This is a genomic window from Kitasatospora sp. UYEF31 (genome assembly GCF_057291755.1).
This window is the reverse complement of record NZ_JBXAWK010000008.1, coordinates 83,045-107,918: the sequence shown is the minus strand read 5'-3', so window position 1 is coordinate 107,918 and position 24,874 is coordinate 83,045. Positions and strand designations below refer to the sequence as shown.

The 24,874-nt window shown below is 68.3% G+C and carries 24 protein-coding genes; 10 read left to right on the top strand and 14 right to left on the bottom strand.

Annotation, left to right across the window (positions count from 1 at the left end; genetic code table 11):
* Positions 1-63: 63 nt before the first annotated feature.
* Positions 64-1,071 carry an NAD-dependent epimerase/dehydratase family protein gene (locus AC0Z36_RS06310; protein WP_485461690.1) on the bottom strand — a complete coding sequence of 336 codons (1,008 nt, stop codon included), beginning with the start codon at positions 1,069-1,071 and terminating at the stop codon, positions 64-66.
* A 209-nt stretch (positions 1,072-1,280) separates the two neighbouring features.
* On the opposite strand from AC0Z36_RS06310, the gene AC0Z36_RS06305 reads away from it, so the two are divergent.
* The 4 genes from AC0Z36_RS06305 (at position 1,281) to AC0Z36_RS06290 (ending at position 5,341) form a co-directional block, all read left to right on the top strand.
* Entirely contained in the window at positions 1,281-2,165 is an 885-nt protein-coding gene (locus tag AC0Z36_RS06305) for an SGNH/GDSL hydrolase family protein (protein ID WP_485461689.1), read from the top strand.
* A 520-nt stretch (positions 2,166-2,685) separates the two neighbouring features.
* Entirely contained in the window at positions 2,686-3,618 is a 933-nt protein-coding gene (locus AC0Z36_RS06300) for a hypothetical protein (RefSeq protein ID WP_485461688.1), read from the top strand.
* Positions 3,618-3,983: a GntR family transcriptional regulator gene (locus AC0Z36_RS06295; protein WP_485461687.1), complete on the top strand. Its 366-nt coding sequence runs from the start codon at positions 3,618-3,620 to the stop codon at positions 3,981-3,983. Before AC0Z36_RS06300 ends, AC0Z36_RS06295 begins: the two co-directional genes overlap by 1 nt.
* A 170-nt stretch (positions 3,984-4,153) precedes the next feature.
* On the top strand, positions 4,154-5,341 hold the full coding sequence (locus AC0Z36_RS06290; protein WP_485461686.1) for a DUF5925 domain-containing protein: 1,188 nt from the start codon (positions 4,154-4,156) through the stop codon (positions 5,339-5,341).
* A 66-nt stretch (positions 5,342-5,407) separates the two neighbouring features.
* Here AC0Z36_RS06290 and AC0Z36_RS06285 read toward each other — a convergent pair whose 3' ends face one another.
* Positions 5,408-6,187 carry an exodeoxyribonuclease III gene (locus AC0Z36_RS06285; protein ID WP_485461685.1) on the bottom strand — a complete coding sequence of 260 codons (780 nt, stop codon included), beginning with the start codon at positions 6,185-6,187 and terminating at the stop codon, positions 5,408-5,410.
* Between the two features lie 143 nt (positions 6,188-6,330).
* Between AC0Z36_RS06285 and AC0Z36_RS06280 the strand changes: the two genes are divergently transcribed.
* The gene (locus tag AC0Z36_RS06280) at positions 6,331-6,690 is read left to right on the top strand and encodes a nucleotide pyrophosphohydrolase (RefSeq protein ID WP_485461684.1); all 360 of its coding nucleotides are present in this window, start codon (positions 6,331-6,333) and stop codon (positions 6,688-6,690) included.
* Between the two features lie 88 nt (positions 6,691-6,778).
* Here AC0Z36_RS06280 and AC0Z36_RS06275 read toward each other — a convergent pair whose 3' ends face one another.
* The 5 genes from AC0Z36_RS06275 to AC0Z36_RS06255 form a co-directional block, all read right to left on the bottom strand.
* The gene (locus AC0Z36_RS06275) at positions 6,779-7,477 is read right to left on the bottom strand and encodes an ABC transporter ATP-binding protein (RefSeq protein ID WP_485461683.1); all 699 of its coding nucleotides are present in this window, start codon (positions 7,475-7,477) and stop codon (positions 6,779-6,781) included.
* Positions 7,470-8,240 carry an ABC transporter ATP-binding protein gene (locus AC0Z36_RS06270; RefSeq protein WP_485461682.1) on the bottom strand — a complete coding sequence of 257 codons (771 nt, stop codon included), beginning with the start codon at positions 8,238-8,240 and terminating at the stop codon, positions 7,470-7,472. The genes AC0Z36_RS06275 and AC0Z36_RS06270 overlap by 8 nt, the downstream gene beginning before the upstream one ends.
* Before the next feature lie 127 nt (positions 8,241-8,367).
* Positions 8,368-9,387 (bottom strand): branched-chain amino acid ABC transporter permease, encoded by a 1,020-nt coding sequence (locus tag AC0Z36_RS06265; RefSeq protein ID WP_485461681.1) that lies wholly within the window; start codon positions 9,385-9,387, stop codon positions 8,368-8,370.
* On the bottom strand, positions 9,384-10,256 hold the full coding sequence (locus AC0Z36_RS06260; RefSeq protein ID WP_485461680.1) for a branched-chain amino acid ABC transporter permease: 873 nt from the start codon (positions 10,254-10,256) through the stop codon (positions 9,384-9,386). The genes AC0Z36_RS06265 and AC0Z36_RS06260 overlap by 4 nt, the downstream gene beginning before the upstream one ends.
* A gap of 119 nt (positions 10,257-10,375) precedes the next feature.
* The gene (locus AC0Z36_RS06255; protein ID WP_485461679.1) at positions 10,376-11,611 is read right to left on the bottom strand and encodes an ABC transporter substrate-binding protein; all 1,236 of its coding nucleotides are present in this window, start codon (positions 11,609-11,611) and stop codon (positions 10,376-10,378) included.
* 397 nt (positions 11,612-12,008) lie between these two features.
* On the opposite strand from AC0Z36_RS06255, the gene AC0Z36_RS06250 reads away from it, so the two are divergent.
* Both AC0Z36_RS06250 and AC0Z36_RS06245 read left to right on the top strand, forming a co-directional pair.
* Positions 12,009-12,713 carry a TetR/AcrR family transcriptional regulator gene (locus AC0Z36_RS06250; RefSeq protein WP_485461678.1) on the top strand — a complete coding sequence of 235 codons (705 nt, stop codon included), beginning with the start codon at positions 12,009-12,011 and terminating at the stop codon, positions 12,711-12,713.
* 9 nt (positions 12,714-12,722) lie between these two features.
* Positions 12,723-14,006, top strand: a complete 1,284-nt coding sequence (locus AC0Z36_RS06245) for a serine hydrolase domain-containing protein (protein ID WP_485461677.1) — start codon at positions 12,723-12,725, stop codon at positions 14,004-14,006.
* A gap of 234 nt (positions 14,007-14,240) precedes the next feature.
* Here the strand turns inward: AC0Z36_RS06245 and AC0Z36_RS06240 are convergent, their stop codons facing one another.
* The 5 genes from AC0Z36_RS06240 to AC0Z36_RS06220 form a co-directional block, all read right to left on the bottom strand.
* Positions 14,241-15,443, bottom strand: coding sequence for a glycosyltransferase family 4 protein (locus AC0Z36_RS06240; RefSeq protein ID WP_485461676.1), 1,203 nt, complete (start codon positions 15,441-15,443; stop codon positions 14,241-14,243).
* 398 nt (positions 15,444-15,841) lie between these two features.
* On the bottom strand, positions 15,842-16,378 hold the full coding sequence (locus tag AC0Z36_RS06235) for a glycosyltransferase (protein WP_485461675.1): 537 nt from the start codon (positions 16,376-16,378) through the stop codon (positions 15,842-15,844).
* Positions 16,379-16,555, bottom strand: a complete 177-nt coding sequence (locus AC0Z36_RS06230; protein ID WP_485461674.1) for a hypothetical protein — start codon at positions 16,553-16,555, stop codon at positions 16,379-16,381.
* A gap of 6 nt (positions 16,556-16,561) precedes the next feature.
* Entirely contained in the window at positions 16,562-17,326 is a 765-nt protein-coding gene (gene ppgK / locus AC0Z36_RS06225; RefSeq protein WP_485461726.1) for a polyphosphate--glucose phosphotransferase, read from the bottom strand.
* A gap of 112 nt (positions 17,327-17,438) precedes the next feature.
* Positions 17,439-18,821 carry a ferredoxin reductase family protein gene (locus AC0Z36_RS06220; protein WP_485461673.1) on the bottom strand — a complete coding sequence of 461 codons (1,383 nt, stop codon included), beginning with the start codon at positions 18,819-18,821 and terminating at the stop codon, positions 17,439-17,441.
* A gap of 312 nt (positions 18,822-19,133) precedes the next feature.
* On the opposite strand from AC0Z36_RS06220, the gene AC0Z36_RS06215 reads away from it, so the two are divergent.
* Entirely contained in the window at positions 19,134-20,471 is a 1,338-nt protein-coding gene (locus AC0Z36_RS06215; RefSeq protein WP_485461672.1) for a hypothetical protein, read from the top strand.
* Positions 20,472-20,572: 101 nt separating this feature from the next.
* On the opposite strand, the gene AC0Z36_RS06210 is transcribed toward AC0Z36_RS06215, so the two are convergent.
* A complete protein-coding gene (locus AC0Z36_RS06210; protein ID WP_485461671.1) occupies positions 20,573-21,715 on the bottom strand; it encodes a Fic family protein in 1,143 nt (380 codons plus the stop codon).
* Between the two features lie 66 nt (positions 21,716-21,781).
* Between AC0Z36_RS06210 and AC0Z36_RS06205 the strand changes: the two genes are divergently transcribed.
* Both AC0Z36_RS06205 and AC0Z36_RS06200 read left to right on the top strand, forming a co-directional pair.
* On the top strand, positions 21,782-22,057 hold the full coding sequence (locus AC0Z36_RS06205) for a hypothetical protein (protein ID WP_485461670.1): 276 nt from the start codon (positions 21,782-21,784) through the stop codon (positions 22,055-22,057).
* A 4-nt stretch (positions 22,058-22,061) separates the two neighbouring features.
* On the top strand, positions 22,062-22,271 hold the full coding sequence (locus AC0Z36_RS06200; protein ID WP_485461669.1) for a hypothetical protein: 210 nt from the start codon (positions 22,062-22,064) through the stop codon (positions 22,269-22,271).
* A 9-nt stretch (positions 22,272-22,280) separates the two neighbouring features.
* On the opposite strand, the gene AC0Z36_RS06195 is transcribed toward AC0Z36_RS06200, so the two are convergent.
* Positions 22,281-24,860 (bottom strand): right-handed parallel beta-helix repeat-containing protein, encoded by a 2,580-nt coding sequence (locus AC0Z36_RS06195; RefSeq protein ID WP_485461668.1) that lies wholly within the window; start codon positions 24,858-24,860, stop codon positions 22,281-22,283.
* Positions 24,861-24,874: the final 14 nt, after the last annotated feature.

Here is a 24,874-nt window from a genome sequence, read left to right as displayed (position 1 = left end):
CAGGTACGGGCCGGATCAGGTACGGGCCGGATCAGGTTCGGGCCTGATCAGGTTCGGGCCTGATCAGGTACGGGCGTCCCATGCGCTGAAGAGCTCCGCCTCGCGCTCCGGTGTCATGCCGATCGTCGGCCCGACGACGCGGTAACTGGGCAGCGGCCCGTCCACGTCCTTCAGCCAGGCCCACGTGTCGCGCACCGTCTCCGCGACGGGGCGGCACGTCATCCCGGCGGCGAGCGCCTTCGCCGGGTCCGCCAGCCAGATCCCGGCGTACTCCGCCGTGCCCGGCGTCCACAGCGGCAGCTCAGTCCACTCCGCCACTCCCCGCTCCACCAGGAACGCGTCGTCCATCCACGTCAGCGTCGCGTCCGAACCCGTGGCTTCGACGCACAGCCGCAGCATCCCGCCGTACGTCGCGTTCCCCGGCTGTCCGCTTGTCATGAAGTGCCCCGTGCCGCCCTGCTCGATCTGTCCGAGGGTGAACAGCGCGATGTCCCGGGCGTCGACCAGTTGCACGCTCCGTGCCGGGTCGCCCGGGGCGGGCACGCGCCCACCCTGTGCCGCCCGGCGCAGCCACCACGGCAACCGTCCGACGTTCTCGTACGGGCCGACGATCAGCCCAGGCTGGATGATCAGCGTGCGGCCGTCGAAGCCCTCTTCGACGGCGCGCTCACACCCGGACTTCTTGACGCCGTAGTCGCCGTCGTCGCTGTCCGGCTTGCCGTCGAACAAGGGGGACTCCTCGGTCACCCGTTCCCCCGGCCAGTCGCGGTAGGCGGAGATCGACGAGATGAAGGCGTACGTGTCGACATGTCTGTTGAGCGCCCGCACCGAGGACCCGACGACCGTCGGCGCGAACCCGCACACGTCGATGACGGCGTCCCAGTGACGGCCCGTCACCAGCCTTTCCAGGTCGGCGGGAATCTCGCGGTCACCGCGCACGGCCTCGGCTCCGGGGACATCCACCCCCGTACGGCCCCGGTTGAAAGTTGTGACCTCATGGCCCTGCTTCAGGGCCTCTTCCACGAAGTGGCGGCCGAGAAAGACGGAACCGCCGATAACCAGGAGTCTCATGTGGTCGAGCCTGTCCCCCGATGTGCCTGCGGCCAACCTCTTTCCGCTGTGCGTGAACGACTTCCGCTGGGAGCGCAACAGCGCCGCCCGGTGCACCTGACCCGGTGAAACAACGTCCCCCGTACGGACGAATCCGACACCTGGCGCCCCTCCGAACAACCACCGCGCCCCTACCGTGTGCCCGTTCCCGACCCGAGAGGCACACCCCCATGCGCAGCGTCCCCCGCCTGCTGTCCGTCGCCCTGTCCGCCGCGGCGGTGCTCGCCGCCACTCCCGCGCAGGCGGCTGCGCCGACAGTAGGCCCGTACGTCGCTCTAGGCGATTCGTACACCTCAGGCCCGTTCATCCCGTCATTCACGGGCAGCCCGATCGGCTGCGCGCGGTCGACGAACAACTACCCGTCGGTGGTGGCGCGGGACGTGAAGCCACGGTCGTTCACGGACGTCAGCTGTGCCGGGGCGACGACGGAGAACATCACCAGATCGCAGTCGGTCCCGTTGTTCGGCGAGAACCCGCCCCAGGTCGACGCGTTGAACGACGGCGTACGGGTCGTCACGATCGGAATCGGCGGCAATGACGCCGGGCTGATCACCAAGGTGATCGGCTGCTGGACGGACAACCTCCTGCACGCCGGTCTCCAGAACGGCACTCCGTGCAAGGACGCCCAGTTCAAGGACGGCAAGGACACCCTGGCCCCGGAGATCGACGCGGTCGGCCCGAAGGTCGCCGGGGCGCTGCGCGCGGTGCGGGCGAAGGCCGGAAACGCCCGGGTGTACGTGATCGGTTACCCGACCGTGCTGCCCGCTCAGGCGCACGGCGCGTGCAAGGTCCCGATGGGTCTGTCCGACGGGGACGTCGCCTACCTGGAGCCGTTGATGCGCCGCTTGAACGCCCAACTGGAGCAGGCCGCGAAGGACACCGGGGCGACGTACGTCGACACTGCCGCGTCGAGTGCCGGCCACGACGCCTGCACCCCTGCCGGAACCCGCTGGATCGAGCCGATGACCGTGACCGGCCAGGCGCTGCTGCTACACCCGAACGCGGCCGGGATGGCGAACACGGGCAAGGACGTCGCTGCGGCGGTGCGCAAGTAGCCGACGCCCGCGCGGTGATCACGCGTCGCGCACCGTTCAGCGCGCCCTGAAGGGTGCGCGACGCGTGATCACCGCAGCGGACCCACTCGACAAGCCCGCCCCAAAGTTGCGACAATGGTTGCTACAAAACTTCGGGGTGGAGTTCTCCTGCGTCCATGTTCCTTTCCTACCTCTCGGTCACAGCTCCGGCCGCCCTGGCGGCCCTGGCATGCTTCGTCGCCTGGTTCCGCTCCACCGACTCCCCGGAGCGGCATTTCGAACGGGCCAACAGGTTCGCTCAACGCGCCGACTTGGAACTGACTCCAGAAGTCTTCGCTCAAGTGGCCACCCGGCTGATCCGGTGCGGACCACTGCTGACCGTCGCGGCCACAGTGGCAGTGCTCGTCTGGCGCGGCCACTCGCTGGGCGGGCAGCACTTCTCCGTACATCCGTGGTGGTACGCCGGCGCAGTGGTCGCAGCGGCAGCCCCCAGCAGCCCGTCACCCACTGACAATGCGTCACCTTTCAGGCGGGAAGTCCCATGGACTCACATACGATCTTCTTCCTCACTGCCGGGTCTCTGCCCGTATTCATACTGGTCGGCGTCCTACTGTGGTCACGGTTCCGGGACACCGACGTCCGGCGGTTCAAGCGCGCTGACGCGTTCGCCAAGCAGCTGAACCTGGAACTGCGCCCGGAACTGGTGGACCGAATAGCGGACCGGACGAAACGACAGGCCAACTTCGCGGCCTGCGTGGCTCTGCCGGGCTTCTGGCTCCTGACGGTCTTCTACGGGATTCAGATCCGCTCCCACAACAGTCTTCCTCCGCTGGACCTGGCCATGCTGCCCGCGATCACCATGGTGATCGTCAATGGAGCGGGCAAGGTGCTGGGCCACCTCTATGCCATCCACCGCATCCGGCTGGAACCCGGGCCGCGACTGGCCCGCCTTGACGTATTCCGGCTCGAAGACGCGGTTCCGCCGGTCATGACGTGGATCAACCGGGTCGGTGCGCTGCTGCCCGCCGGGGCCGCGCTGGCGATGCTCACCTGGCCGGAGCACACGCTGGGGACGCGGAGTTTCACCGTACGTCCGTGGTGGTGCGTGGTGGCGGCCGTCCTGGGCATCGCCGTCCCGCTGGGCGTCGAAGCCCTGCAACGCCGGGTGCTCAACGGTCCCCAGCACGCCAGGTCGCCGCACGAGACCGCCTTTGACGACGCCTTCCGCGCCCAGGCCGCGCTGGCGCTGGCGCCACTTCCGGTGGCAATCGGGTTCGTGCTCGGTGCCTCGGTCCTGTGGCCGCTGCTCGCCGCTCATACCATCGACAATCCGCTGCCCATGTGGGTGTACACCGCGTTCGCTGTGGCTTCCCTGTGGGTGATACTCGCTGAATCGGCGGAAATGATCCCCAAAGTCCGTCAGCGGTACCGCCGCCGACTCCCCCGACAGCTCGCCCAGGAGGCCCTTTCCTGATGCTCATCGCCCTCGACCCCGCCTCCGCCGTCCCACCGTTCGAGCAGATCCGTACGCAGATCGCCGAATCGGCCCGGACCGGGCTGCTGCCCACCGGCATGCGGCTGCCGCCGGTGCGCAAGCTGGCCGAGTCGCTCGGCCTCGCGGCCAACACGGTCGCCCGCGCGTACCGCGAGCTGGAAGCCGACGGTGTGGTCGAGACCCGGGGCCGGGGCGGCACCGTGATCGCTTCGGTCGGGGACGCCGTGCAACGGCAGGCGGAGGAGGCCGCGGCCTCGTACGCGGACCGGGCCCGCCGCCTGGGTCTGTCACACGCCGAGGCGCTGCAAGCGGTGGACGGCGCGCTCCGGGCTGCGTTCGGCTGAGCGCGGTTCCACACGAACCGACCAGACCCTTCCCCGCACGGTTCCGCACGAACCGGCCAGACCCCTCCCCGCGCGGTTCCACACGAACCGACCAGACCCTTCCCCGCACGGTTCCGCACGAACCGGCAAAACCGCTGTACGCGCGCGCCGTACGCCCCGATCATCGAGACATGCCGGAATTCCCGAATACCCGTCAGCTCCCGGCCCTGGTGGACGCGGTGGGTCGTCCGCGACTCAGCCACGAAGAACCCACCGAAGATCTGTGCGACCCCACCGGCCTGCTGCCCTTTGTCGTCAGTCTGGACGACGCGGACACTCCGTACGACGTAATCGACGCCCTGGTCCTGGCCCCGTTCGTGGCCGGCCGGCACCCGTGGGCGTCCACTTCAAGACTCGACCGCATCCGCCCCGACGCTTCCCTCGTCCCGCCCGGCGCCACGGTCCTGCGCACGGTCGTCGAGGACGACCGTGACGCCCGCCTCGCGTCCGGCGACGGCTGGACCCTGCGCGCGGTGCGCTGGCGCAGCGGCGGCGGGGAGGTCACCGTCACCGCCGTGGACGAGGAGACCGGCCGCGCCGTCCTCAAGCAGGCGGTCGAGGAGGCCTCCGCTGAGCCGCAGGGCCCGGAGGACACCGTACGGATGGGTTTCTGGTACCTCTCCTCACGACGCGGTGGCCCCTACCGCACAACCCGGTCGATCAACGCGCAGCCGTGGGAGGAGATCTCCCGCAACTATTCGGCGCTGGCGTCCGGCGCTTTGGCCAAACTCATGGCCGTCACCCGCGTCGACGTCTCAGGCCGGCTGATCCTGCTGCACGGCCCGCCCGGCACCGGCAAGACGAGTGTGCTGCGCACCCTCGCCCGCGAGTGGCGGGACTGGTGCAGCGTCGACTTCGTGCTCGACCCGGAGGTGATGTTCGGCGACACCGGTTATCTGACCGACGTGGCGATCGGCCGGGGTGGTGAGGAGGACGAGACGGAGAAGCGCTGGCGGCTCCTGGTCCTGGAGGACTGCGACGAGCTGATCCGCGGTGATGCGAAACGCGCGTCGGGGCAGTCGCTCTCCCGGCTCCTCAATCTGACGGACGGCCTGCTCGGCCAGGGCCGCAACGTGCTGGTTGCGATCACGACGAACGAGGGCCTGGACCGGCTGCACCCGGCGGTGGTCCGCCCCGGGCGGTGCCTCGCGCAGATCGGCATGGGCCCGCTGCCGGAGAGCGAGGCCCGGGCCTGGCTGGGCGACAGCCCCGAGCAGGTGCACGGTGCGCTGTCGCTGGCGGAGCTCTACGCCCTGCGCAACGGCGGCACCCCGGTGGAGGCGAAGATGCCGGAGGCGGACTTCGGGATGTACCTGTAGAACGAAGATCCCCGTGTATCTCACAGGCTGTATTCAGCCTGTGAGATACACGGGGATCTTCAATTCCTACAGGTCCACATCCACCACAACCGGCGCGTGGTCCGAGGCGCCCTTGCCCTTGCGCTCGTCCCGGTCCACGTAGGCGTCCGTGACACCGTCGGTGAACGCCGGGTTCCCGTACACCAGGTCGATGCGCATGCCCTTGTTCTTCTGGAACATCAGCGCCCGGTAGTCCCAGAAGCTGAACGGCACGGGGTACTTCAGCGCGCGCGGCATGACCTCGCGCAGCCCGGTCGCCTCGATGGCCCGCAGCGCCTGCCGCTCGGGTTCAGTGACGTGCGTGAGACCGTCGAAGTCGGCGATGTCCCAGACGTCCGCGTCCGTCGGCGCGACGTTGAAGTCGCCCAGCACGGTGTACGGAACCCCCTTGGCGGCCTCGCCCGCCGAGAAGGCCGTCAGACCCTTCAGCCACTCCAGCTTGTACGCGTAGTGCGCGTGGTCCACCTCACGCCCGTTGGGCACGTAGACCGAAGTCACCCGCGCTCCCCCGCAGGTCGCGGTGATCGCCCGCGCTTCAACCAGGTCTTCGTACGCCGGGACGCCCGGGAATCCGTCGACGACGTCGGTGATCCCGACCTTGGACAGGATCGCCACGCCGTTCCAGCGGCCCTGCGCGTTGACCGCGGCCTCGTAGCCGGCGGCCTGGAGGGGCAGGTGCGGGAAAGTCTCGTTTGTCGTCTTGAGCTCCTGGAGGCACACGACGTCGGGCTGGTTCTTCTCCAGCCACGCGGTCAGCCGCTCCAGGCGGGCGGTGATGGAGTTGACGTTCCAGGTGACGATGCGCAACGGGTGCCTGCCTTATCCGGGTGTAGGGCGCTCCCATTGTCCCCCGCTGGTCCGACAGCGCAGGCCCGAAACCGCAGAGCCGGCACCAAAGAGCCCCCACCACAGAGCCGACACCACAGAGCCACATGCGGCAGCATGTCGGCATGCCTACCGAGCACACTTCCGAGCTGTCCGAGCTGTCCGAGCTGTCCGCCCTGGTGCAGGGTTTCGCCGCCGAGCGGGACTGGCAGCCGTTCCACACGCCGAAGAACCTGGTGATGGCGCTGAGCGTGGAGGCGTCCGAGCTGGTGGAGATCTTCCAGTGGCTGACTCCGGAGCAGGCCGCGGAGATCATGTCCGACCCGGCGAAGGGCGAGCACGTACGGGAGGAAGTGGCGGATGTCTTCGCCTACCTCATCGGCGTCTGCAACACCCTGGGCATCGACCTGGCCCAGGCGCTCAAGGACAAGATGGTGAAGAACGCCCGCAAATACCCGGCGGACCACTCCCGCCCACTGACCTGACCCCGGAATTCGCCGCGTGGATCATGTACAGAATTCCCCTTTGGAGATCGTTGAGGGGCATTTTGTACATGATCCACGCGGCGGACACTCAGGCCGCGTCCCGGCGCCCCAGGTAGGACGCCAGCAACGAGTCCCGGTCCCCCAGCTCAGCCGCGGTCCCGGTGAGCACGACCTCCCCGGCGGCCAGCACCTGCCCCCGCGCGCACAACCGCAGTGCCTCCGTGGTGTTCTGCTCCACGATGAGCATCGGCACGTCGATGCGGGCGAGAGCGTCATAGACCGTACGGACGACAGTCGGCGCCAGGCCGAGTGACGGTTCGTCAAGAAGCAGCATCCGTGGGGCCGACAGCAGCCCCCGGCCGAGGGCGACCATCTGCTGCTCCCCGCCCGACAAGGCGAAGCCGAGCCGGTTCCGCAGCGGCGTCAGAGCGGGCAGCAGGCCGTACACATCGTCCTCAGACCAACCTTTCCGGCCGGCCGCCGCAGTCCGGCCCATCCGCAGGTTCTCGTGCACGGTGAGCGTCGGGAAGACGTGCCGCCCCTCAGGGACGTGGATCAGCCCCAGCCGGGCGACGGCTGACGCGTGACGGCCGGTCAGCGGAGCTCCGTCGAAGGTCACCGTCCCCTCGTACGGCACAAGGCCGCTGATCGCGTGCAGCGTCGAAGTCTTGCCGGCGCCGTTGGGGCCGAGCAGCGCCACTGCCTCGCCCTGGCCGACGCGCAGCGAGAGGCCACGGACCGCGCGAGTCGTCCCGTACGAGACTCGCAATCTGTCTATCTCAAGCATCGTGGGCCACCCCGAGGTAGGCGTCCATGACCTGCTGGTGGGACCAGACTTCGGCGGGCGTTCCGGTGGCGATGGTGCGGCCCGTGGCCAGGACGGTGATGCGGTCGCACAACGCGTCAATGAAGTCGATCTTGTGGTCCACGACAAGCAGCGCGGTGTTGTCGGAGGCGACCGTACGGAGCAACTCCAGCAGAACGGCCGTCTCTTCGTCGTTCAGGCCGGCGCTCGGTTCGTCCAGCATCAGCAACCGGGGCACCGCCGCCAGGCCCCGGGCGATGTCGAGCAGCCGCTGCTCGCCGTACGTCAGCGCGGCAGCGGGGGTCGCCGCGCGCGAGCCGAGGCCCACCCGGTCGAGCGCCTCGATCGCCACCGCCCACCGAGCACGTTCGTGACGCATCATCACGGGCCGCGCCAGCCAGGCTCCGAGGAAGCCCCGGCACACCGGGTCGTCGGTGGCGATGAGGACGTTTTCCTGGCAGGTCAGTTCGCGGTACGGCTGCGGTGTCTGGAACATGCGCACCAGCCCCGCGCGGCGGGAGCGTTCGGGGCTTCCCATGCGTACGGGAGTTCCCGCGACCGTCAGCTTTCCGGCCGCCGGGACCACCCCGGTGAACGCGTTGAGCAACGTGGTCTTGCCGGAGCCGTTGGGGCCGATCACCCCCAGGACTTCGCCCGGGTCGATCCGTACGGAAACGTCGTCCACGGCCCGGACGCCGCCGAAGGTGACGGTGACGCCGGTGGCCTGGAGGAGGGGGTGGGGCATCAGGGGTTCAGGCTTGGCGGGTTCAGGCTTGGCGGGTTCAGGTTTGGCGGGACCGGGCCTTGAGAGGCCGGGCTTTGCGGGACCGGGCTTTGCGGGACCGGGCTTTGCGGGACCGGGCTTTGCGGGGTCAGGCATCGCTTCTCCTGCGCGTGACGTACGAACGGAGCTGGCCCGCCAGGCCGGCCAGGCCCTGCGGGCACAGCATGATCATGAGGAGCAGGGTTCCGCCGTAGACCACCGACTTGTACTCGTCGAATCCTGACAGGACCTCAGGAGCCCATACGTAGAAGGCCGCACCGACAACAGGGCCCCACAGTGAACCGGCACCGCCGAGGATCACCATCAGGAAGATGCCGATCCCGAGGTCGAGCCCGAACGAGTCCACGCCCACGAACCCCTGCCAGTGCGCGAGCAGCGCGCCGGAGACGCCGCCGAGTGCCGAGCCGAGGATGAACAGGGTGAGGTGGATGCGGCGGACGGGGACACCGGCCGTACGGGCGACCAGCTCACTGTCGCGCGCTGCCACCGATTCCCTTCTCAGGGGCGACCGTTCGATCCACGCGCTGAGAAGCAGCGCAATGGTGAGAAAGCCGAGGAAGAGCCAGAACGCGCCCTTGTCGGTGGTGAATCTGTGGCCGGCGACGGAGGCGAAGGGTATGCCTTGCACCTGGCCGTTGACCCCGGTGAAGCCGGAGCTGCGGTTGAAGACGACCAGGCCGACCTGGGAGACGGCCAGGGTGCCGATGGCGAACGCGAAGTGCTGGGCGCGGGACAGCGCCAGTCCCACCAGGCAGGCCACTGTCCCGGCGGCGGCGGCTCCGGCGGCGGCGCTGGCCCAGAACGGCCAGTCGTGCAGCGCCGCGTAGGCGGCGGCGTACGCGCCGACGGCCATCATCGTGGTCTGGCAGAACGCGAACCGCCCGCCCAGGCCGAAGATCCAGTAGAAGCCGAGCCCGGCGAGGGCGTAGATGAGCCACAGGTCGACGAGGTTGGCGGCGGAAGCGGAGGTGGCGAGTTTCGGCACCACGAGGGCGATGAGTGCCGCGAAGCAGAGCACCGCCGCGTACTGGTGCCGCCGGTAGGCGGGTGGCTTCGGGAGCGCCCGGGCGGTGCCCCGGATCCCGTCGAACCGCTCCAGAAGCGTCACAGCCGCGCCCCCTGCATCCGGACGAGGCCCTGTGGCCGGACGACGATCACGACGAACAGGGCGAGGTACGGGAGCGCTCCCGCGTAGTCGCGCAGCCAGTAGCCGCCGACCAGTTGCTGGATGACGCCCACGCCGAGGCAGCCGAGCACCGCGCCGCCGAGCGAACCGAAGCCGCCGGCCACCGCGGCGGCCAGCGCGCCGAGCATGATGGCGAACCCGAAGTTCAGGTCAAGGACGGTGAGCGGGGCGACCAGGATCCCGGCGAGGGCGGCGAGCGCGCCGGACAGACCCCAGGCGATCATCGAGACGGTACGGACCCGCACCCCGCAGAGCTCGGCGGCCATCGGGTCGGCGGCGAGCGCGCGGACCTGGCGGCCGAACGAAGTCCGTTGGAACACAAAGACCATGGCCGCTACGACCACGACGGTCACACCGATGATGAGGATGCGCTGGTAGGCGATCGCCGCCCCGCCGACGTGCCACGCGCCGTCACCCACCGGGCCTTTCAGCTTGCGCGGGGTCGAGCCGAACTTGATGCCGAGGAGCGCGCGGATCACCAGCGCCGCGGCGAGGGTCGCCACGATGACAGTCATCATGGGCCGACGCCGCAGCGGCGCGTACGCGATCCTTTCCAGGGCCACCCCGGCGACCGTCAGCAAGACGATCGCGAGCAAGTAGCCCGGGATCACCGGCATTCCGAGGTCGTGCACGGTCCAGTAGGCCAGGAACCCGCCGAGGGTCAGCAGGTCGCCGTGGGCGAAGTTCACCACCCCGGTGGCCTTGTGGAGGAGCAGGAAGCCGAGCGCGGCCAGAGTCAGGACCGAGGCGTACGAGACCGCTGACGCGGTCAACGCGATGAACGTGGCCATTCAGCGGCTCCGCCGGTCGGCGACGCCGGTCACGCGGGGTTCGTTCATGCGGGACCCTCTCGTGCCGAGCCCATTCATGCGGGACCCATTCATGCCGAGCCCGCGCACACAGGACTCAGTCATGAAGCGCCCTTGGCCAGTTCGGGGATCTGGTAGGTGTCGACGACGGTGGCCGTGCCCTGCGCGTCGTACTTGATGGCGATCTGCTGGTGCGCCAGGTAGTGCGAACCGTCGGACTTGTACTCCGGCTGGCAGGCCCCCTCAGCCCAGGAGAGCGTCTCAAGTGCCTGGCGGATCTTCGTGTGGTCGGTGGTGCTGCCGGCCTTCTTCATCGCCTCGGCCTGCATCCACACCGCGTCGTGCGCGGCGGCGGCCAGCGGCGGGGCCGACTTGCCGAACTTCGCCTTGTAGGCGTCCTCGAACGCCTTGGCCGACGGGCGGGGGTCCGTGTTCGGCATGCACGCGAGTACGGAGTACAGCTGGTTGACCGCCGACGGCGGCGCGAGCTTGTTGTTCGCGACGACGGGTGCCGAGCCGCCGCCCACGACCGGGGTGTCGATCTTGTTCTGGGCCATCTGGTTCAACTGTGCGGCCAGCACGTTCGGGTAGGTCCACGACAGCACGGCCTGACTGTCCTTCATGGCCAGTACGGCTTCGGTGACATCGGTCGCGGTGACGGGGACCAGCCGGGTGGTGCCGATGCTGACGCCCGTCCCCTCGGCGGCTTTCTTCGAGCGGTCCGTACCGTCACGGCCGTAGCCGATGTCGTTGCCGAGGATGCCGACCTTGGTCCAGCCCTGCTTCTGCGCGAGGGCCACCATGTTCTTCGCGGTGGCGACGTCGTACGGGTTGGTCGAGAACATCCACTGACTGCCGGCCTTCTGGCCGAAGGCGAGTGGGGTGTGGTTGTTCACGTTGATGACCGGGATGCCCGCCTGGTCGAAGTCCCTTGTCAGGCCTTCGGCTTCGGTGCCGCCGGGGAAGCCGACGATGCCGCTGGGCTTCTTGTCGACGGCTTGGAGGAAGGCCGTACGGGCGGCCTGCGGGTTGAGCGGACTTGAGACGCGTTCGTACTGCAACGGCTGGCCGAGGACACCCCCGGCCGCGTTGATCTGGTCGACGGCGATCAGCGCGCCGTTGTTGTAGTCGTCGATCGCGTTCGGGTCCTCGCCCTTGACCTGCCACAGCGCGACGATCTTCGCGGGGGCGCCCTTTCCAGCCGTCGGAGAGTTGCTGGACGAGCCTTTGTCCTGGTCGTCGTCCGATCCGCCACAGGCGGTGGCGGCCAGGGCCGCGGCCGACAAGACGCAGGCCAGGCGCAGGAGTTGCTTCCTCGGGGTGCTTGCGGGGCTCATGGGAGACACCTTTCGGTCGGTCTCCGCCCGTTTCGTGCCCATCCCCCACGGATGTGCGGCAACGGTAGGGCGGGCGCGTCGAAGCCCACAAGGCCTGGAGGGGAATCCCTCACATCGATCGCCGGAAAGACCGTTCATCCAAAGGGGGTTGACGGTGACTCAACCGCAGGCGTAGAAGTGGAGTCAACAACCTAACAAGCGTTAGGTGGATCACTAACAAGCGTTAGACAGATCCCTAACAAGCGTTAGACAGGCGACCGGCACGGAACCCACCAGGACCGCCCCGCGTCCGTCCCCCACCACCGCGGCACAGTTCAGAGCACCCCACAGTCCCGGATGAACAGCCCGGACAGGCGCTGCGACCAGCGCCCTGTCGACTGCACGAACGGACACCCGTATGCGCCGCAGGAAACCCGGACCCGACGAGCCGCAGGCACCCCCGCGCAAAGACGTGATCCTCCACGAGGCCGCGTTGTTGTTCGCGCAGAAGGGCGTGGCGGCCACGACAGTAAGGGAGATCGCCGACGCGTCCGGAATCCTCGCCGGCAGCCTCTACCACTGGTTCGAATCGAAGGAGGAGATGGTCGATGAGCTGCTGGGCGGGGCGATGGAGGACCTGGGCCGCTGGCACCGCGAGGCCGCACCGGCCGGTCTCGACCCGCGTGCAAGGCTGCGCGGTCTCGTCCGGGCCGCCCTGCAGACGATCAGCGCACACCCGTCGGCATGCACCCTCTACCTGCGTGATTACGCGTACTTATCGATGATGCCGCGGTTCGCCTACCTCGCCGAGGCCGGGGCGACCCTGCACGACCTGTGGGTGGACACGCTCAAGGACGGGGCCGCGAGCGGTGACTTCCGCAGCGACATCGACCCCGAAGTGTCCTACCGCTACTTGAGTTTCCCCTTGTGGCTTTCCGTCGGCTGGTACCGCACGTGCGGCCTCAGCCTCGATGAACTCGAAGAGCAGTTCCTGAGCCTGGTCCTGGACGGCGTGATCCCCCGCGCGGCGACGCCGCCCACCGCTCCGGATCCCATACCGGTCGGCGGCGTTGACGGGATCCGCCCCCGCGACGACCTGCCGACCAAAACGAACCGAGAGTAGGAGCACGCCGTGAAGACCGCCCTGCACGCCACCTTCGGTCCCGCCGACACCGCATCGGTCACCAACCACGTGGCCCCGCCCGGCGCTGCCCGGCGCCACGGCGTCAACCCGTTCCCCGGCGACGCCCGCGTCACCCGGATCGACCGGGGCAGCGGTCTGGTCGACGGCCAGGTCTCCATCGACTTCGCGGCCGTCGAAGCCGCGTTCAAGACGAACTTCAGCCACCGCGGCGAGATCGGCGCGTCGGTGTGCGTGTACGTGCACGGCCGCCCTGTCGTGGACCTGTGGGGCGGGTACGCCGACCCGGCCGCCGGGCGGCGCTGGGAATCCGACACGCTCCAGGTGCTGTGGTCGGCCACCAAAGGCCTGGTCGCCACCTGCCTCGCGGTGCTGATCGACCGCGGCCGCCTCGAACCCGGGCTGCCGGTGTGCCGCTACTGGCCGGAGTTCGCCGAAGGCGGCAAACAGGATGTGACCGTCGGTCAGCTCCTGTCCCACCAGGCCGGGTTGCCCTACCTCGACGAGCCCGTACGGCTGGCCAGGCTCGCCGAGCCCGGTGGCCTCGCCGCCGACCTGGCCCGGCAGAAGCCGGTGTGGGAGCCGGGCACCGCGCACGGGTACCACGCGGTGACGTGGGGCTTCTACGCCGCCGAGCTGGTCCGGCGGATGGACGGGCGCACGGTGGGCCGGTTCTTCGCCGACGAGATCGCCGGGCCGCTGGACTTCGAGGCGTACATCGGGACCCCCGCGCACGCCGCGGCCCGCGCCGCGGTCCTGGTGCCCGACCCGCAGCCGGCCCGGCAGATCTGGTCGGACACCGCATCGCCGCTGCTGCGCGCGATGCTCGCCCTGCCCGACCTGGCCCGCCCCGGAGCCGACCACGACCCGGAGATCCTGCGCCTTGAGGTGCCGTCAGGTCTCGGCGTGACCAACGCCCGCGGCCTGGCCCGGATGTACGCGGCACTCGCCGGCGGAGGTTCTCTGGACGGCGTACGGCTCTGCTCCCCGCAGGTCGTCGACGCGGTCACCGCCACGGCGGTGTCCGGCACCGACCGGATCCTGGGCGAACACACCGCGTTCGGCCTCGGGTTCATGAAGCCGCAGACCGCGTTCTTCGGCGTCACCCCGAACCCGGACGGCTTCGGCCACCCGGGCAGCGGCGGCACGATCGCCTTCGCCGACCCGGCCACCGGGCTTGCCTTCGCGTACGTGAGCAACCGGCAGACCCCGGCCCACACCGACCAGCGGGCGCTGTCTCTGGTGGAGTCCGTCTACCGGTGCTTGGACAACTGACGGCACCGCCGCACTGCTACACCGCTGGACTGCTGGACCGCCGTACTGACGTATTGCCGCGACACTGATCCACCCCCTGGCCAGCGGGTCACCCAGACCGCGCCGCGCCCGGGACCTGCGCCGACACCGGATCCGGGCCTGCACCCGGGACCGCGTCGAGGAGGGGAACGCAGGCCCGGGTGGCGGCGCACAGGCTTGTGCGCCGCTCAGTCCGCTGAGGCAACTACAGAACCATCAGGTCGCGGAAGCATCGTGTGCCTCCCGCCGGCGCGGCCCAGGCAACGACGGGGTCCTCTGCGCTATCGCTTTTCTGTATCGTCCTGTCATCTCTTCGGTATAAATTCCGATATCGAACAACGTCGCGATACGGCGGCGACCGGCCTCAGCCATCCGCACGGCCAGATCTCGATCGATAAGCACTTCGAGGATTGCGGAAGCCAGAGCCACCGGATCATCCGGTGTGACTATGCACGGACCAGGAACGGCCCACGGGGACGACGGTCTTCCCACGGTTTCCGGAAGTCCTCCGTTGTCCGATACGACAACGGGCCGACCCGATGCCATTCCTTCCAGGGCAACAAGCCCGAATGGTTCAGGATAAATCGAAGGACAGATTACTATATCCGCCTGGCGGTACAGGGCGCCCATTTCGTCATGTGGTGCGGTGACCCATCGAATCCCGTCAGACACATCCAAAAATTCCGCACACTGTTGGATTTCCTCTCTGAAATCGACCCCCTCGGACTTCAAGTCCAACGCACTCGGTGTCTCCGTCAGAATCAGCTCGACTTCCGCAAGCTCCGGCGGCTGCCACTTCCGGATCAACGCCAACGCCCGAACAGCAACGAGGGCTCCCTTAGCGGGGACCAACCTGCCGGGCAACAAAATAGAGTTGATCCGACCTGGCCCCTTGAACTCCGCTGCGGAAAAATATGAGGATTCTATCCCCATATATACCACCTCAGCGTCAATGCCGAGCTCAAGTCTGCAGTTTTCGCGCATGAATTCGGAGACCGTGAAGTGTGTGTCGAAATCAATGCATTGCTCTGCCGCACGCACCTGGAGCCCCTGGTTACCGTGGTATGTATGAAACAAAAGAACCTCGGTCCCAATCTCACCCAGACGCTCCCTGACCGCCAACAAAGCTTTGGCCGGCACACAGTCGAAGAGATGCAAATTATGCCCGTGCACGATCTTCACACAGAATTCCGAGAATATCTCGCACAGGAACCCGGAAAGCTCTGCGACGAATGAATCTACGTCTTCCAAGCGTATTGATTTTTGATAGTTGTCAAGATTCAGCAGCGGATGGTAAACGACTCGGGCATCCAGGCCGCTTGCTTCAACATCCGGAACTCCCGTAATCAGTAAGACATCATACCCATCCGCCACCAAGCGCTGGCAGTAATCCCACAAATGTGATTCGACACCACCCACGACCGGGAGTCGGGCCCAATGCAATATCGCTATCGTTCCTATATTTTCCGAGTCAGAGGACATCATCCAGCACTCCCGAAGCCGACGGGAAATATGCCAGCCCTGAGATCAATCCGACCAAAACCCACAATCTCCCCCAACAGCGACAATCGACAGGTTCCGGGCAGCGCCTTGCAGAAAGGAACTGAGTTGCGAAACACGGACAGGCCGCGCGTATGCAGACACGCAAATTCCACTGGTGTGCCGAAAATTCGATCCTCAACCCCGCAGGCCCGGGATTCACCATATTCAACTATCCGCAGTTTGAGAACACAACAAAAGTAACCAGCGAATCCTGAGAACCGGGCGATGTCGTGTCAGATTCCCGGACACAAGCACAGCAATCGGTTGAGTCGACTTCAGCGTCTGACGCGGAGCCGCCGGACCCGCCGCCTCCCCGCCCGCCCCATCCCCTTCGCCAACCCCTGATTCCGCAGCACCACCCGCAGCGCAATCGACAGACTCAGCGCCTCCCCCGCCGTGACCACACACATCCCGGGAATCGCATCCGCGTCGCCGCACAGCCCCACGATCCCGGGCAGGCAGCCGATGTCGGACACCACCACCGGCCGCGCGGCAGCCATCGCAGTCACCACGCAGTCCCCCGACAGCTCCGCCGAAGTCCACGGGCACACCACCACATCCACCGCCCCGTACAGCCGCCCACTGACATCCCCAGTGAACGTCAGCCGGTCGAGCACACCGAGCTCGGCAGCCAGCTTCTCCAGCTCGACGCGATAGTCCTCAGGTCCCGTACGGGCGACCAGCCGCACGTACGGGTCGCGCAAGAGCGCCAGCGCCCGCACCGCCACCGCCGCACCCGCCTCCGGGACCGGCAACCCGGGGAGCAGGACCGTACGTGTGGCCGGGGGCTTCGTCCTCTTACTGAAGATCACCTAGAAGAAACGATCCACCCCGCTGCCGGACACGTCCCGCCGGAATCCCGCCGCGTCGATCAGGTAGAAAATCCCCCAGCGATCTCCAAAAGAAGATTTTCTACCCGATCGACGCAGCGGCAGCAGCGGCAGCAGCGGCAGCAGCGGCAGCAGCGGCAGCAGCGGCAGCAGCGGCAAAACAGTTCAGTGCAAGTACTCCTGCTCCGCAGACCGCCCCGCCGCCTCCCGAGCCGCCATCGCCGCCCCCACGATCCCCGCGTCGTTCCCCAGCGTCGCCGGGACCACCTCAGCCCGGATCCCCTTCAGGAGCGGGATGAACTTCTCCGGCTTCTTACTCACTCCGCCCCCGAGGATGAACATCGAGGGGGAGAACAGCATTTCGACGTGCTTCAGGTAGTGCTCGACCCGCTTGGCCCACTGCTCCCAGGACAGCCCTTTGTCCTGCCGGACGTTCCCGGCGGCGTGCTTCTCCGCGTCGTGTCCGTCGAGTTCGAGGTGGCCGAGCTCCGTATTGGGCACCAGAACCCCGTCCACGAACAACGCACTCCCGATGCCCGTGCCGAACGTCAGCAGCAGGACCGTGCCCCGCTTGCCCTTGCCCGCGCCGAAGCGCATCTCGGCGAGCCCGGCCGCGTCCGCGTCGTTGATCATCGTGACCGGGACGCCCAGCACCTCGGTGAACAGCGCGTCGGCGTCGAGGTCGATCCAGCCTTTGTCGACGTTGGCGGCCGAACGGGTGATCCCTTGGGTGACCACAGCGGGGAAGGCGACACCCACGGGCCCGGTGAGTTTCCCGAAGGACTCCGCGACCTGTCGGGTCACCTCGGCCACCGCCGCCGGCTCGGACGGCTGCGGTGTCAGCAACCGCACGCGTTCCTTGGCCAGCCCTCCGAGGTTCAGATCCGCGGGCGCGCCCTTGATCCCCGTACCGCCGATGTCGATGCCCATCACGGGCCCTGCGACCTGCGTCACCGTGTGTCCTCCCGCAGCCGTCCGATGTCATAGCTCAGGTCAGCATCGCCTGGATCGCGATGATCCGCGAGTGGGACGCCCGGCGCAATCACCCGCCGAAGCGTTCGGTGTGGATGCGGCCCGACGGTACCCCGGCCGCGCGGAGCCCGGCGACCGCCGCGTCGACGAGGCTGTCGGGGCCGCACAGGTAGGCCTCGTGCCGGTGCAGCCCGGGGACCAGACCACGCAGTACGGCGGGCCCCATCGGGTCGGTGCCGGGCCGTCGGCGGCCGACGAGATAACGCACGTGTACGTGCCGCTGCCGCGCCAGTTCCTCCAACTCCGCGCGGAACACCAGGTCTTCGGCGCTGCGGGCCCGGTAGATCAGGGTGATGTCCCCGCGCCTTGCGGGGATTCCGGCGAGCAGCGAGCGGATCGGGGTGATACCGATGCCGCCCGCGATCAGCAGGACTCGGCGTCCGCCGGGCGCGCGCGGCGCGAGTCCCCCGTACGGCCCGTCGAAGACAACCCGGGTGCCGGGCCGCAGTTCACCCAACGACCTTGTGTGGTCGCCGATCTGTTTGACCGTCACCCGCAGGCAGGTGCTCGTCGGTGCGGCCGACAAGGAGAAGGGGTGGCCCTGCCACCAGCGTCCACGGGTCAGGAAATACCACCGGAAGTACTGCCCGGCCTGCGCGCCGAGCCGTTCCAGATTGCGGCCGGTGATGTAGAGCGAGACCACCCCGGGGGTTTCCTGCACGGTCTTGACGACCTTGAGCCGGTGCCGCAGGTTACGCCCCACAACGCGCAGCACCCGGTAGTGCAGGAGCGCCGCAGCGGTGGCCGCGTGCAGCACGATCCATACCGTACGGGCGCGCTCGGAGTTGAGGAAGTGCAGCCCCACGACAACCTGGTGGACATACGCCAGCGCGACCGCCGGATAGCCGATGAGATGCACGAAATACCAGGTTTCGTACGGGAGTCTGCTCTTGATCCGGCGCAACGAGAACACGGCTAGGACGATCAGGAACAGGCCGCCGAGCGTCGCGGGAAGAACATATGGCGTCTCGGACAGCACCTGGACCCGGCTGCCCATGCGGTGCCGTTCGGCTTCGACGGCGCAGACGCCGTGCGCGGCTACCAAAAGGACAAGCGCCATGCCGAGGCGGGCGTGTATGCGCAGCAGTCCTTCGACGCCGACCGCCCGGTCGAGCCAGGGGACGTGTGCGACGAGCAGGAGCTGGACCAGGAGCAGGTAGCCGGCGAGCAGCCCGCAGGCCTGTCCGGCGGCGGCGACGGCGCTGACTCCGGGTGGCATAGCGGTGTGCCAGAACCACAGGACGGCCGCGGCCGGCAGGAAGAGCGCGAGTCTGGCGATCCGCGACAGCTGCCGCGCACAGGTCCCGGGCCCCCGGGGGATGCGGTGGCTGGCCGGCAGGTGGACGGCGGCCGGGTCGGGCGGAGCGGTGCTGTGAGTGGCTGTGTCGGACACGGCTCGGGTCACCTCCTTGTTGGCCGCGACAGTAGGCAACTCAGCCACGCAGGGGTCACAGTCTTGGAACTACCGTGTACGGCAAGCCTGTTGGGTCTATCGTTAGAGGATTTTGTACGGAGTTGAGCTGCGTTTCCGGTCGCTGCGCGGGCGTTTTGGAACACCTCCGGCCATTCACGGAAGCCTCCCGATCAGGTGGCGGTCAGTTGCCCCGAAGCGCTCCGGAGCGGTCTTCGAGTGTGCGTACGGTGCCCGGCGGATCCACTCCTGGATCCGGCCCGCGTTTCCGACATCCGTACGAAATGGAATTCCATGCGCTCCACCCACGTGCGCCCCGCACACTTGCGCTCCACCCAACGGACCCGGCGTCGCCGCCGGTTGTTCCTGTTCGGCCTTCCGCTGCTCGTCCCGGTGCTGATCCTGGCGTTCCTGGGGGTCTCCCAGGCGGCGGACCCGCCGTGGCAGAAGGAGGGAAGGCCCGTTGCGGAGGCGGACGCCCGCAAGGGGCAGCCGCCGGACGCCGGGGACGTCGAGAAGGACAACAAGAAGCGGCCGCAGCAGCCGGCCGAGCCCAACCCCAACTGCACGCTCACCGTCCCGGCCGATCCGCTGAGCGCGGCCGGACTCGCGACCCCGTACCGCCTCACCGCGACGGACCGGCGCCAAGGTGGCTGCCGTGAGGCGAACGCCGGCCAGGGCGCGTTCGCGCAGGCGGTGATCCTGGACCCGGCCACCGGAACGCTGGGCGTCTACCAGCCGCTGGTGGTCGACGAGCGGTCCAGGCCCGCCGTACGGCCGACTCCGCCGCAGTTGCCCGCGAACGCCGTGGTCGGCATCTGGTTCGGCTTCAACGGCGACACGCTCACCCTCCAGGGCGCCGACGGCCGGGCCCTGCGTGCCGGGCAGTGCGTGAACGGGCTGCGCGGCTCGCAGTTCGGTCAGTTCGCGCACTGCAACGGCCCGGCGTTCTTCACGGCCGCGAACGCCGCGGTCAAGGAGGGCAAGCTCACCGTCCCGCCGCCCGGCACCGCGAAGGACGGGCAGCCCTGCCCGACCGTGCGTGACTTCTCCATCGTCGACCAGGACCAGAGCGACAATCTGACGACGCGTTACCTGGCGACCCGGAACGGCCGTACCGCGCAGGCCACCGCCGCCAACGCGGCGAAGCTCAAGGGCGCGACGCCGCTGGCCAACGGCAGTGACAACACGCTGCTCGCCCGGTTCGTCGACCCGGCGATCGGCTGTACGCCGTTCACCGCACCCGACCTGGCCGACCCGGGCAGCGCCGTCGCCGCACTGCCGCTGCTCGAACTCCAGGCCGCCGCCCAGGCCGCGCCCGTGGCCTACCTGCCGCTCAACAATCCGATGACACTGGTGGACGACAGGCCGAGCCGGGCCAAGACCGACCTGTACCGCGCGGCCGTCGGCCAGCCGCCGCTGGCCCAGACCTCCGGCGATCCGACGGCCTACTGCCGGAACCTGGCCACGGTTGCACCGGCCCGCTTCGAGCTCGCCAAGGCGCTGCTGACTGCGGCGAAGTCCCCGGACGACGCGCTGGACCTGCACGCGTTCCTGTGGGAGAGGCTGCGGAACTCGTTCACGGAGCTGAAGTGCGCGGACTCGGGGGTGGGGACGCCGGCGATGCCGTGATGCGCTGATGCGCTGACGGTGTGCGAAATCCCACACACCCCGGCCGCGGGTGTGCGGGATTTCACGCACGGGGAACGGAGCTGAGTGTTCACACCAGTCCATCACCTGTACACAGCTGGATCCGCCTGACCAGTTGGATGATCCTTCAGCCAAGCCGCATCGGCAATCCGGTTCGCTTCACGCTCCACCCCCGCGCCCCGCAGCTTTTTCCAGACCGCAGAGCGTCCCGCCCCGTCAGGCTTGATAACGCCCTCTACCTTGAGCTGACTGAGGACGACCCGGATCGTCGGGTCACTGATCCCCGGCAGAGCACCACGCACATCACTGACGTTGAACACGTCAGGCGCATGCCGCAGTACATATTCACGCACCCGCTCCTGCTTGGTTCCCGGCGAGCGATCAGCTGCGGCTCGCTGGGCGAAGATCCGGTAAGCGTCGGCCAGGGTGTTCGTGAAGTACTCCAGCCAGGGCCACGGATCGGCTTCATCCTCATGCCAGCCCCGGGTCGAGCCGAGCAGCGCCCGGTAGTACTCCTCCGCACTGTCAGCGATCACCTGTTCAAGACTTACGTACCGGACGGCGCCGTAGCCCGCGTCCGCCAGTAGTGCGTTGGTAACCACCCGGGCGACTCGGCCATTGCCGTCCTCGAAAGGGTGAACTGTCAAGAAGTCGAGGATGAAAAGACCCACGAGCAACACCGGATGATGCTGGCCACCCCGCATCGCGCTGTCGAAGCGCTCGACCAACTCCCTGACGTAAAAATCCGCCTGCGCTGCCGGAACAGGCCGGAAACGCACCGCGACGCTACCGTCCACAGCTCGGTCGACCACCAGATTGTCCTGGGATTTGAAGGAGCCGCCTGGAACCTGGGTATGCGCGAAGAGCAGTCGGTGCAGATGCAGGAGCAGTCCGCTACCGAACGGTTTCCAGTCTTCCTGGAACAGGTAGTCGAGGGCGTCGCGGTATCCCGCCAGTTCCTGCTCGCTGCGGTCGCGCAGCACCTTCGCCCGACCCTGGAGAATCTGGTCCGCACGGGTGGGGTCATGGACGATGATCCCCTCGATGGCCGAGGAAGCTGTCACGCTCGCCACCCGCGCCCGGTGTGCCAGCGTGCCGAGCAGTCCGGGCAGCTGTTCTCGATAGAGCGCCTCAGTGCCACGGCCGATGTCGATCCCACTGAGCACGGTGACGAGTCGGCCCGGGACATGCCCGATGACCTGGTCCAGGTCAGCAAAGCTACGCATCGTTTCCCCTCACGGACCCGCTAATCTACCTAAAATCAGCCTCATATTATGTAGATTAACCGGTTCGTGAGGGGAAATCCGCAACCTGCCACCCTTCCGTGTCGCCGCGCAGCGATCAACTGGCCGCCCCTCGCCCAAGCGCCCGGCAGCCCGAAGGCGTACTGCCGGAACCTGGCCACCGTCGCACCGGCCCGCTTCGAGCTCGCCAAGGCGCTGCTGACCGCGGCGAAGTCCCCGGACGACGCGCTGAACCTGCACGCGTTCCTGTGGGAGAGGCTGCGGAACTCGTTCACGGAGCTGAAGTGCGCGGACTCGGGGGTGGGGACGCCGGCGATGCCGTGACCCGATGACGGTGCGGATCCCCGCGATCGAACCTGGGGATCCGCACCAAGTCCTGCGCCCTTTCGACCGGATGCGCCGACGTCGCAACCAGGCTGATTACCCCTCCGGCGAAACTCCCGAGATCACCGCCGCCGACGTACGTGAAGACCTCCAGCACGTCGAAGCGGTCATCGAACTCGCCGGACGCGGGCTCGATGAGATGTCACCTTTCTGACTCGACCGCTCACACCTCGACCAGATCCTCCGGATGCAGCGTCTGCAACTCGTCCATCGTCGCCCCGGGCAGCTTCGCCAGCCGGGTCGCGTGCTTCTCTATCATCGCCTCGAACGTCCGGCGGGCCTCGCGGGCGTTGCCGAAGGAGGCCCCGCGCGGCATCCGGCGGAAGTGCGTGAGCAGGGCCGTCTCGGTCTTGTCCGTCAGTTCGTACTCCTGCTCGCCGACAAGCTTGCGGGTGATGTGCAGCAGGTCGTCGGCGGAGTAGTCGTCAAAAGTGATGGTGCGTGAGAACCGGGACGCGAAACCGGGGTTCGTCTCCAGGAACCGCGCCATCTCGTCGGTGTACCCGGCCACGATGACCACCACATCGTCGCGGTGGTCCTCCATCAGCTTGACCAGCGTGTCGATGGCCTCGCGGCCGAAGTCACGGGACGGGTCCGGCGGGGACAGCGCGTACGCCTCGTCGATGAACAGCACGCCGCCGCGCGCGGCGTCGAAGACCTGTTTTGTCCGGGGCGCCGTCGAACCGATGTGCTCGCCGACCAGGTCGACACGGGACACCTCGACCAGGTGGCCCTTCCTGAGCACGCCGAGGGCCGCGGCGATCTCCCCGTACAGCCGGGCGACGGTGGTCTTGCCCGTGCCGGGTGAACCGGTGAAGACCAGGTGGCGCCGGAGTGTGGGGGCTTTGAGCCCGGCCTCTTCGCGGCGGCGGCCGACGACGATGAGGTCGATCAGGTTGCGGACGTCGGTCTTGACCGACTCCAAACCGACCAACAGGTCGAGTTCGGCGAGGAGTTCGTCAGCGCCGCGGCCGGGGACCCGCTCGTCGTCATCGTCGGTCTCGCCCGCGCGCGGGGTCGGGATGCCGTCAGCGGTGAGTTTGGCGACGGCGGGCGGCGCGACCTCGCCGGTGCCGTCGCCCTGCGAGTTGCAGTCCCGCGCGAGCGCTCCGGCGTCGGCGAACTCGAAGCCGCCCTTGGCGTTGCGCCGGGTGGTGCAGCCGGTGAACACCGGCTGGCAGCCTTCGCGGACGTGGATGCCGTAGCCCGTGCTGCCGGTGACCTCGCAGGACTCGAAGTCGCCGCGGCCCCCGGAGGTGATCCTGATGCCGTCGCCGGTGGCCCGGTCGACGGTGACGCGCAGGACGGTGGGGCTGGCCGCGCCGGTGACGGAGAACCCGTCGGTGACGTCTTCGATGCTGGTGTCGGTGACGATGCCGCCGCAGTCGGCTTCCTTGAACCAGATGCCGGTGGCTGCCTTGCGGATGCGGCAGTCCTTCACCGAGACGACGGCCCCGGTGCCGATGCCGATCGCGGTCTCGTCCACGTCGTGGATCTTGCAGCCCTGCATGGACAGGCCCGTGCCGGTGCCGTCCACCCGGATGCCGTCGAGGACGTCGTGGATGTGGACGTCGCCCAGGGCCGCGTCGGCGCCGTCGCCGACCCTGACCGCGGGGTGGCCGCCGGTGGAGTCGTGGAACTCGCAGTCGATGGCCGAGCCGCGCGCGCCGGTGTCGCTGAGCGACAGACCGCTGCGGCCGAAGCTGCGGACGGTGCAGCCGGTGAGGGTGACTTCACTGTGCCCGTGCAGGTCGACGCCGTTGCGGCCGGTGTCACGGATGGTGCAGCCGACGAGGGTGAGGTTCGCACCCCGGTCGACGGAGGCGCCGTCGTTGTTGATGTCGTGCAGGGTGGACTCGGCGAGGGTGAACGAGGCGAGGTCGTCGACCTGGACGCCCGTGCCGTCGACCGGGCCGATCTCGGTGCGTACGGCGCTGCCGCCGCTGCCCTGGCCGCCGACGGAGATGCCGGCCCAGCCGACCCGCTCGATCCGGCAGTCGGTCAGGGTGGGTGTCGCGCCGCCGGCCACACAGACGCCGCCGCCGGTGACGTCGTAGATGCGGCAGCCCGTCAGCCCGACGATCGCCTGGTCGCCGAGGAACACGGCAGGCTCGGTGTCGGAACCCTTGTAGACCGTGCAGCCGCGCAGCGTGCCGCGGGTGCCGGGCCCGGAGAACCGCAGGCCGTGCCCACAGAAGTCGTGGATCTGAGTGTTGACGAAGGTCGGCTGGCCGCCTTCGCGGACGTCGACGCCTTCCCGCCCGGTGCCGGAGATGTCGCAGTCCTCGAACGTGCCCCGCGCACCGCCCGTGACGCCGACACCGATGCCCTGCGGGTTGCTGATGCGGCAGCGGCGCAGGACGGGGTCCGCGCCGTCGCGCAGTTCGACGCCGACGACCGAGGCCGCCCGTACGGTGATCTCCTCCAGGACCGGCGCGGCCTTGGCGATCACGACCGCGGGCGACAGGCCGCCGAAGTCGCTTTCCACAGTCAGCCCGTGCAGCGTCGCGTCGGCCGTGACGGTCAGGGCGACCGTGTCGACCGGCTGCAGGATGACGGGGCCGTCGCTGCACGTGATGATCACCGCGATGCCGACCACCAGGTCTTCGCGGTAGGTGCCGGTCTGCACGGTGATGGTGTCACCGGGTGCTGCGGCCTGGACCGCGGAGCCGATGGTGGGGTACTCCCCCGTCCGGCGGCGCCAGCGTGTGGCTTGTACGACCTGTAGAACACGACCCGTCATAAGGCACCACGGTA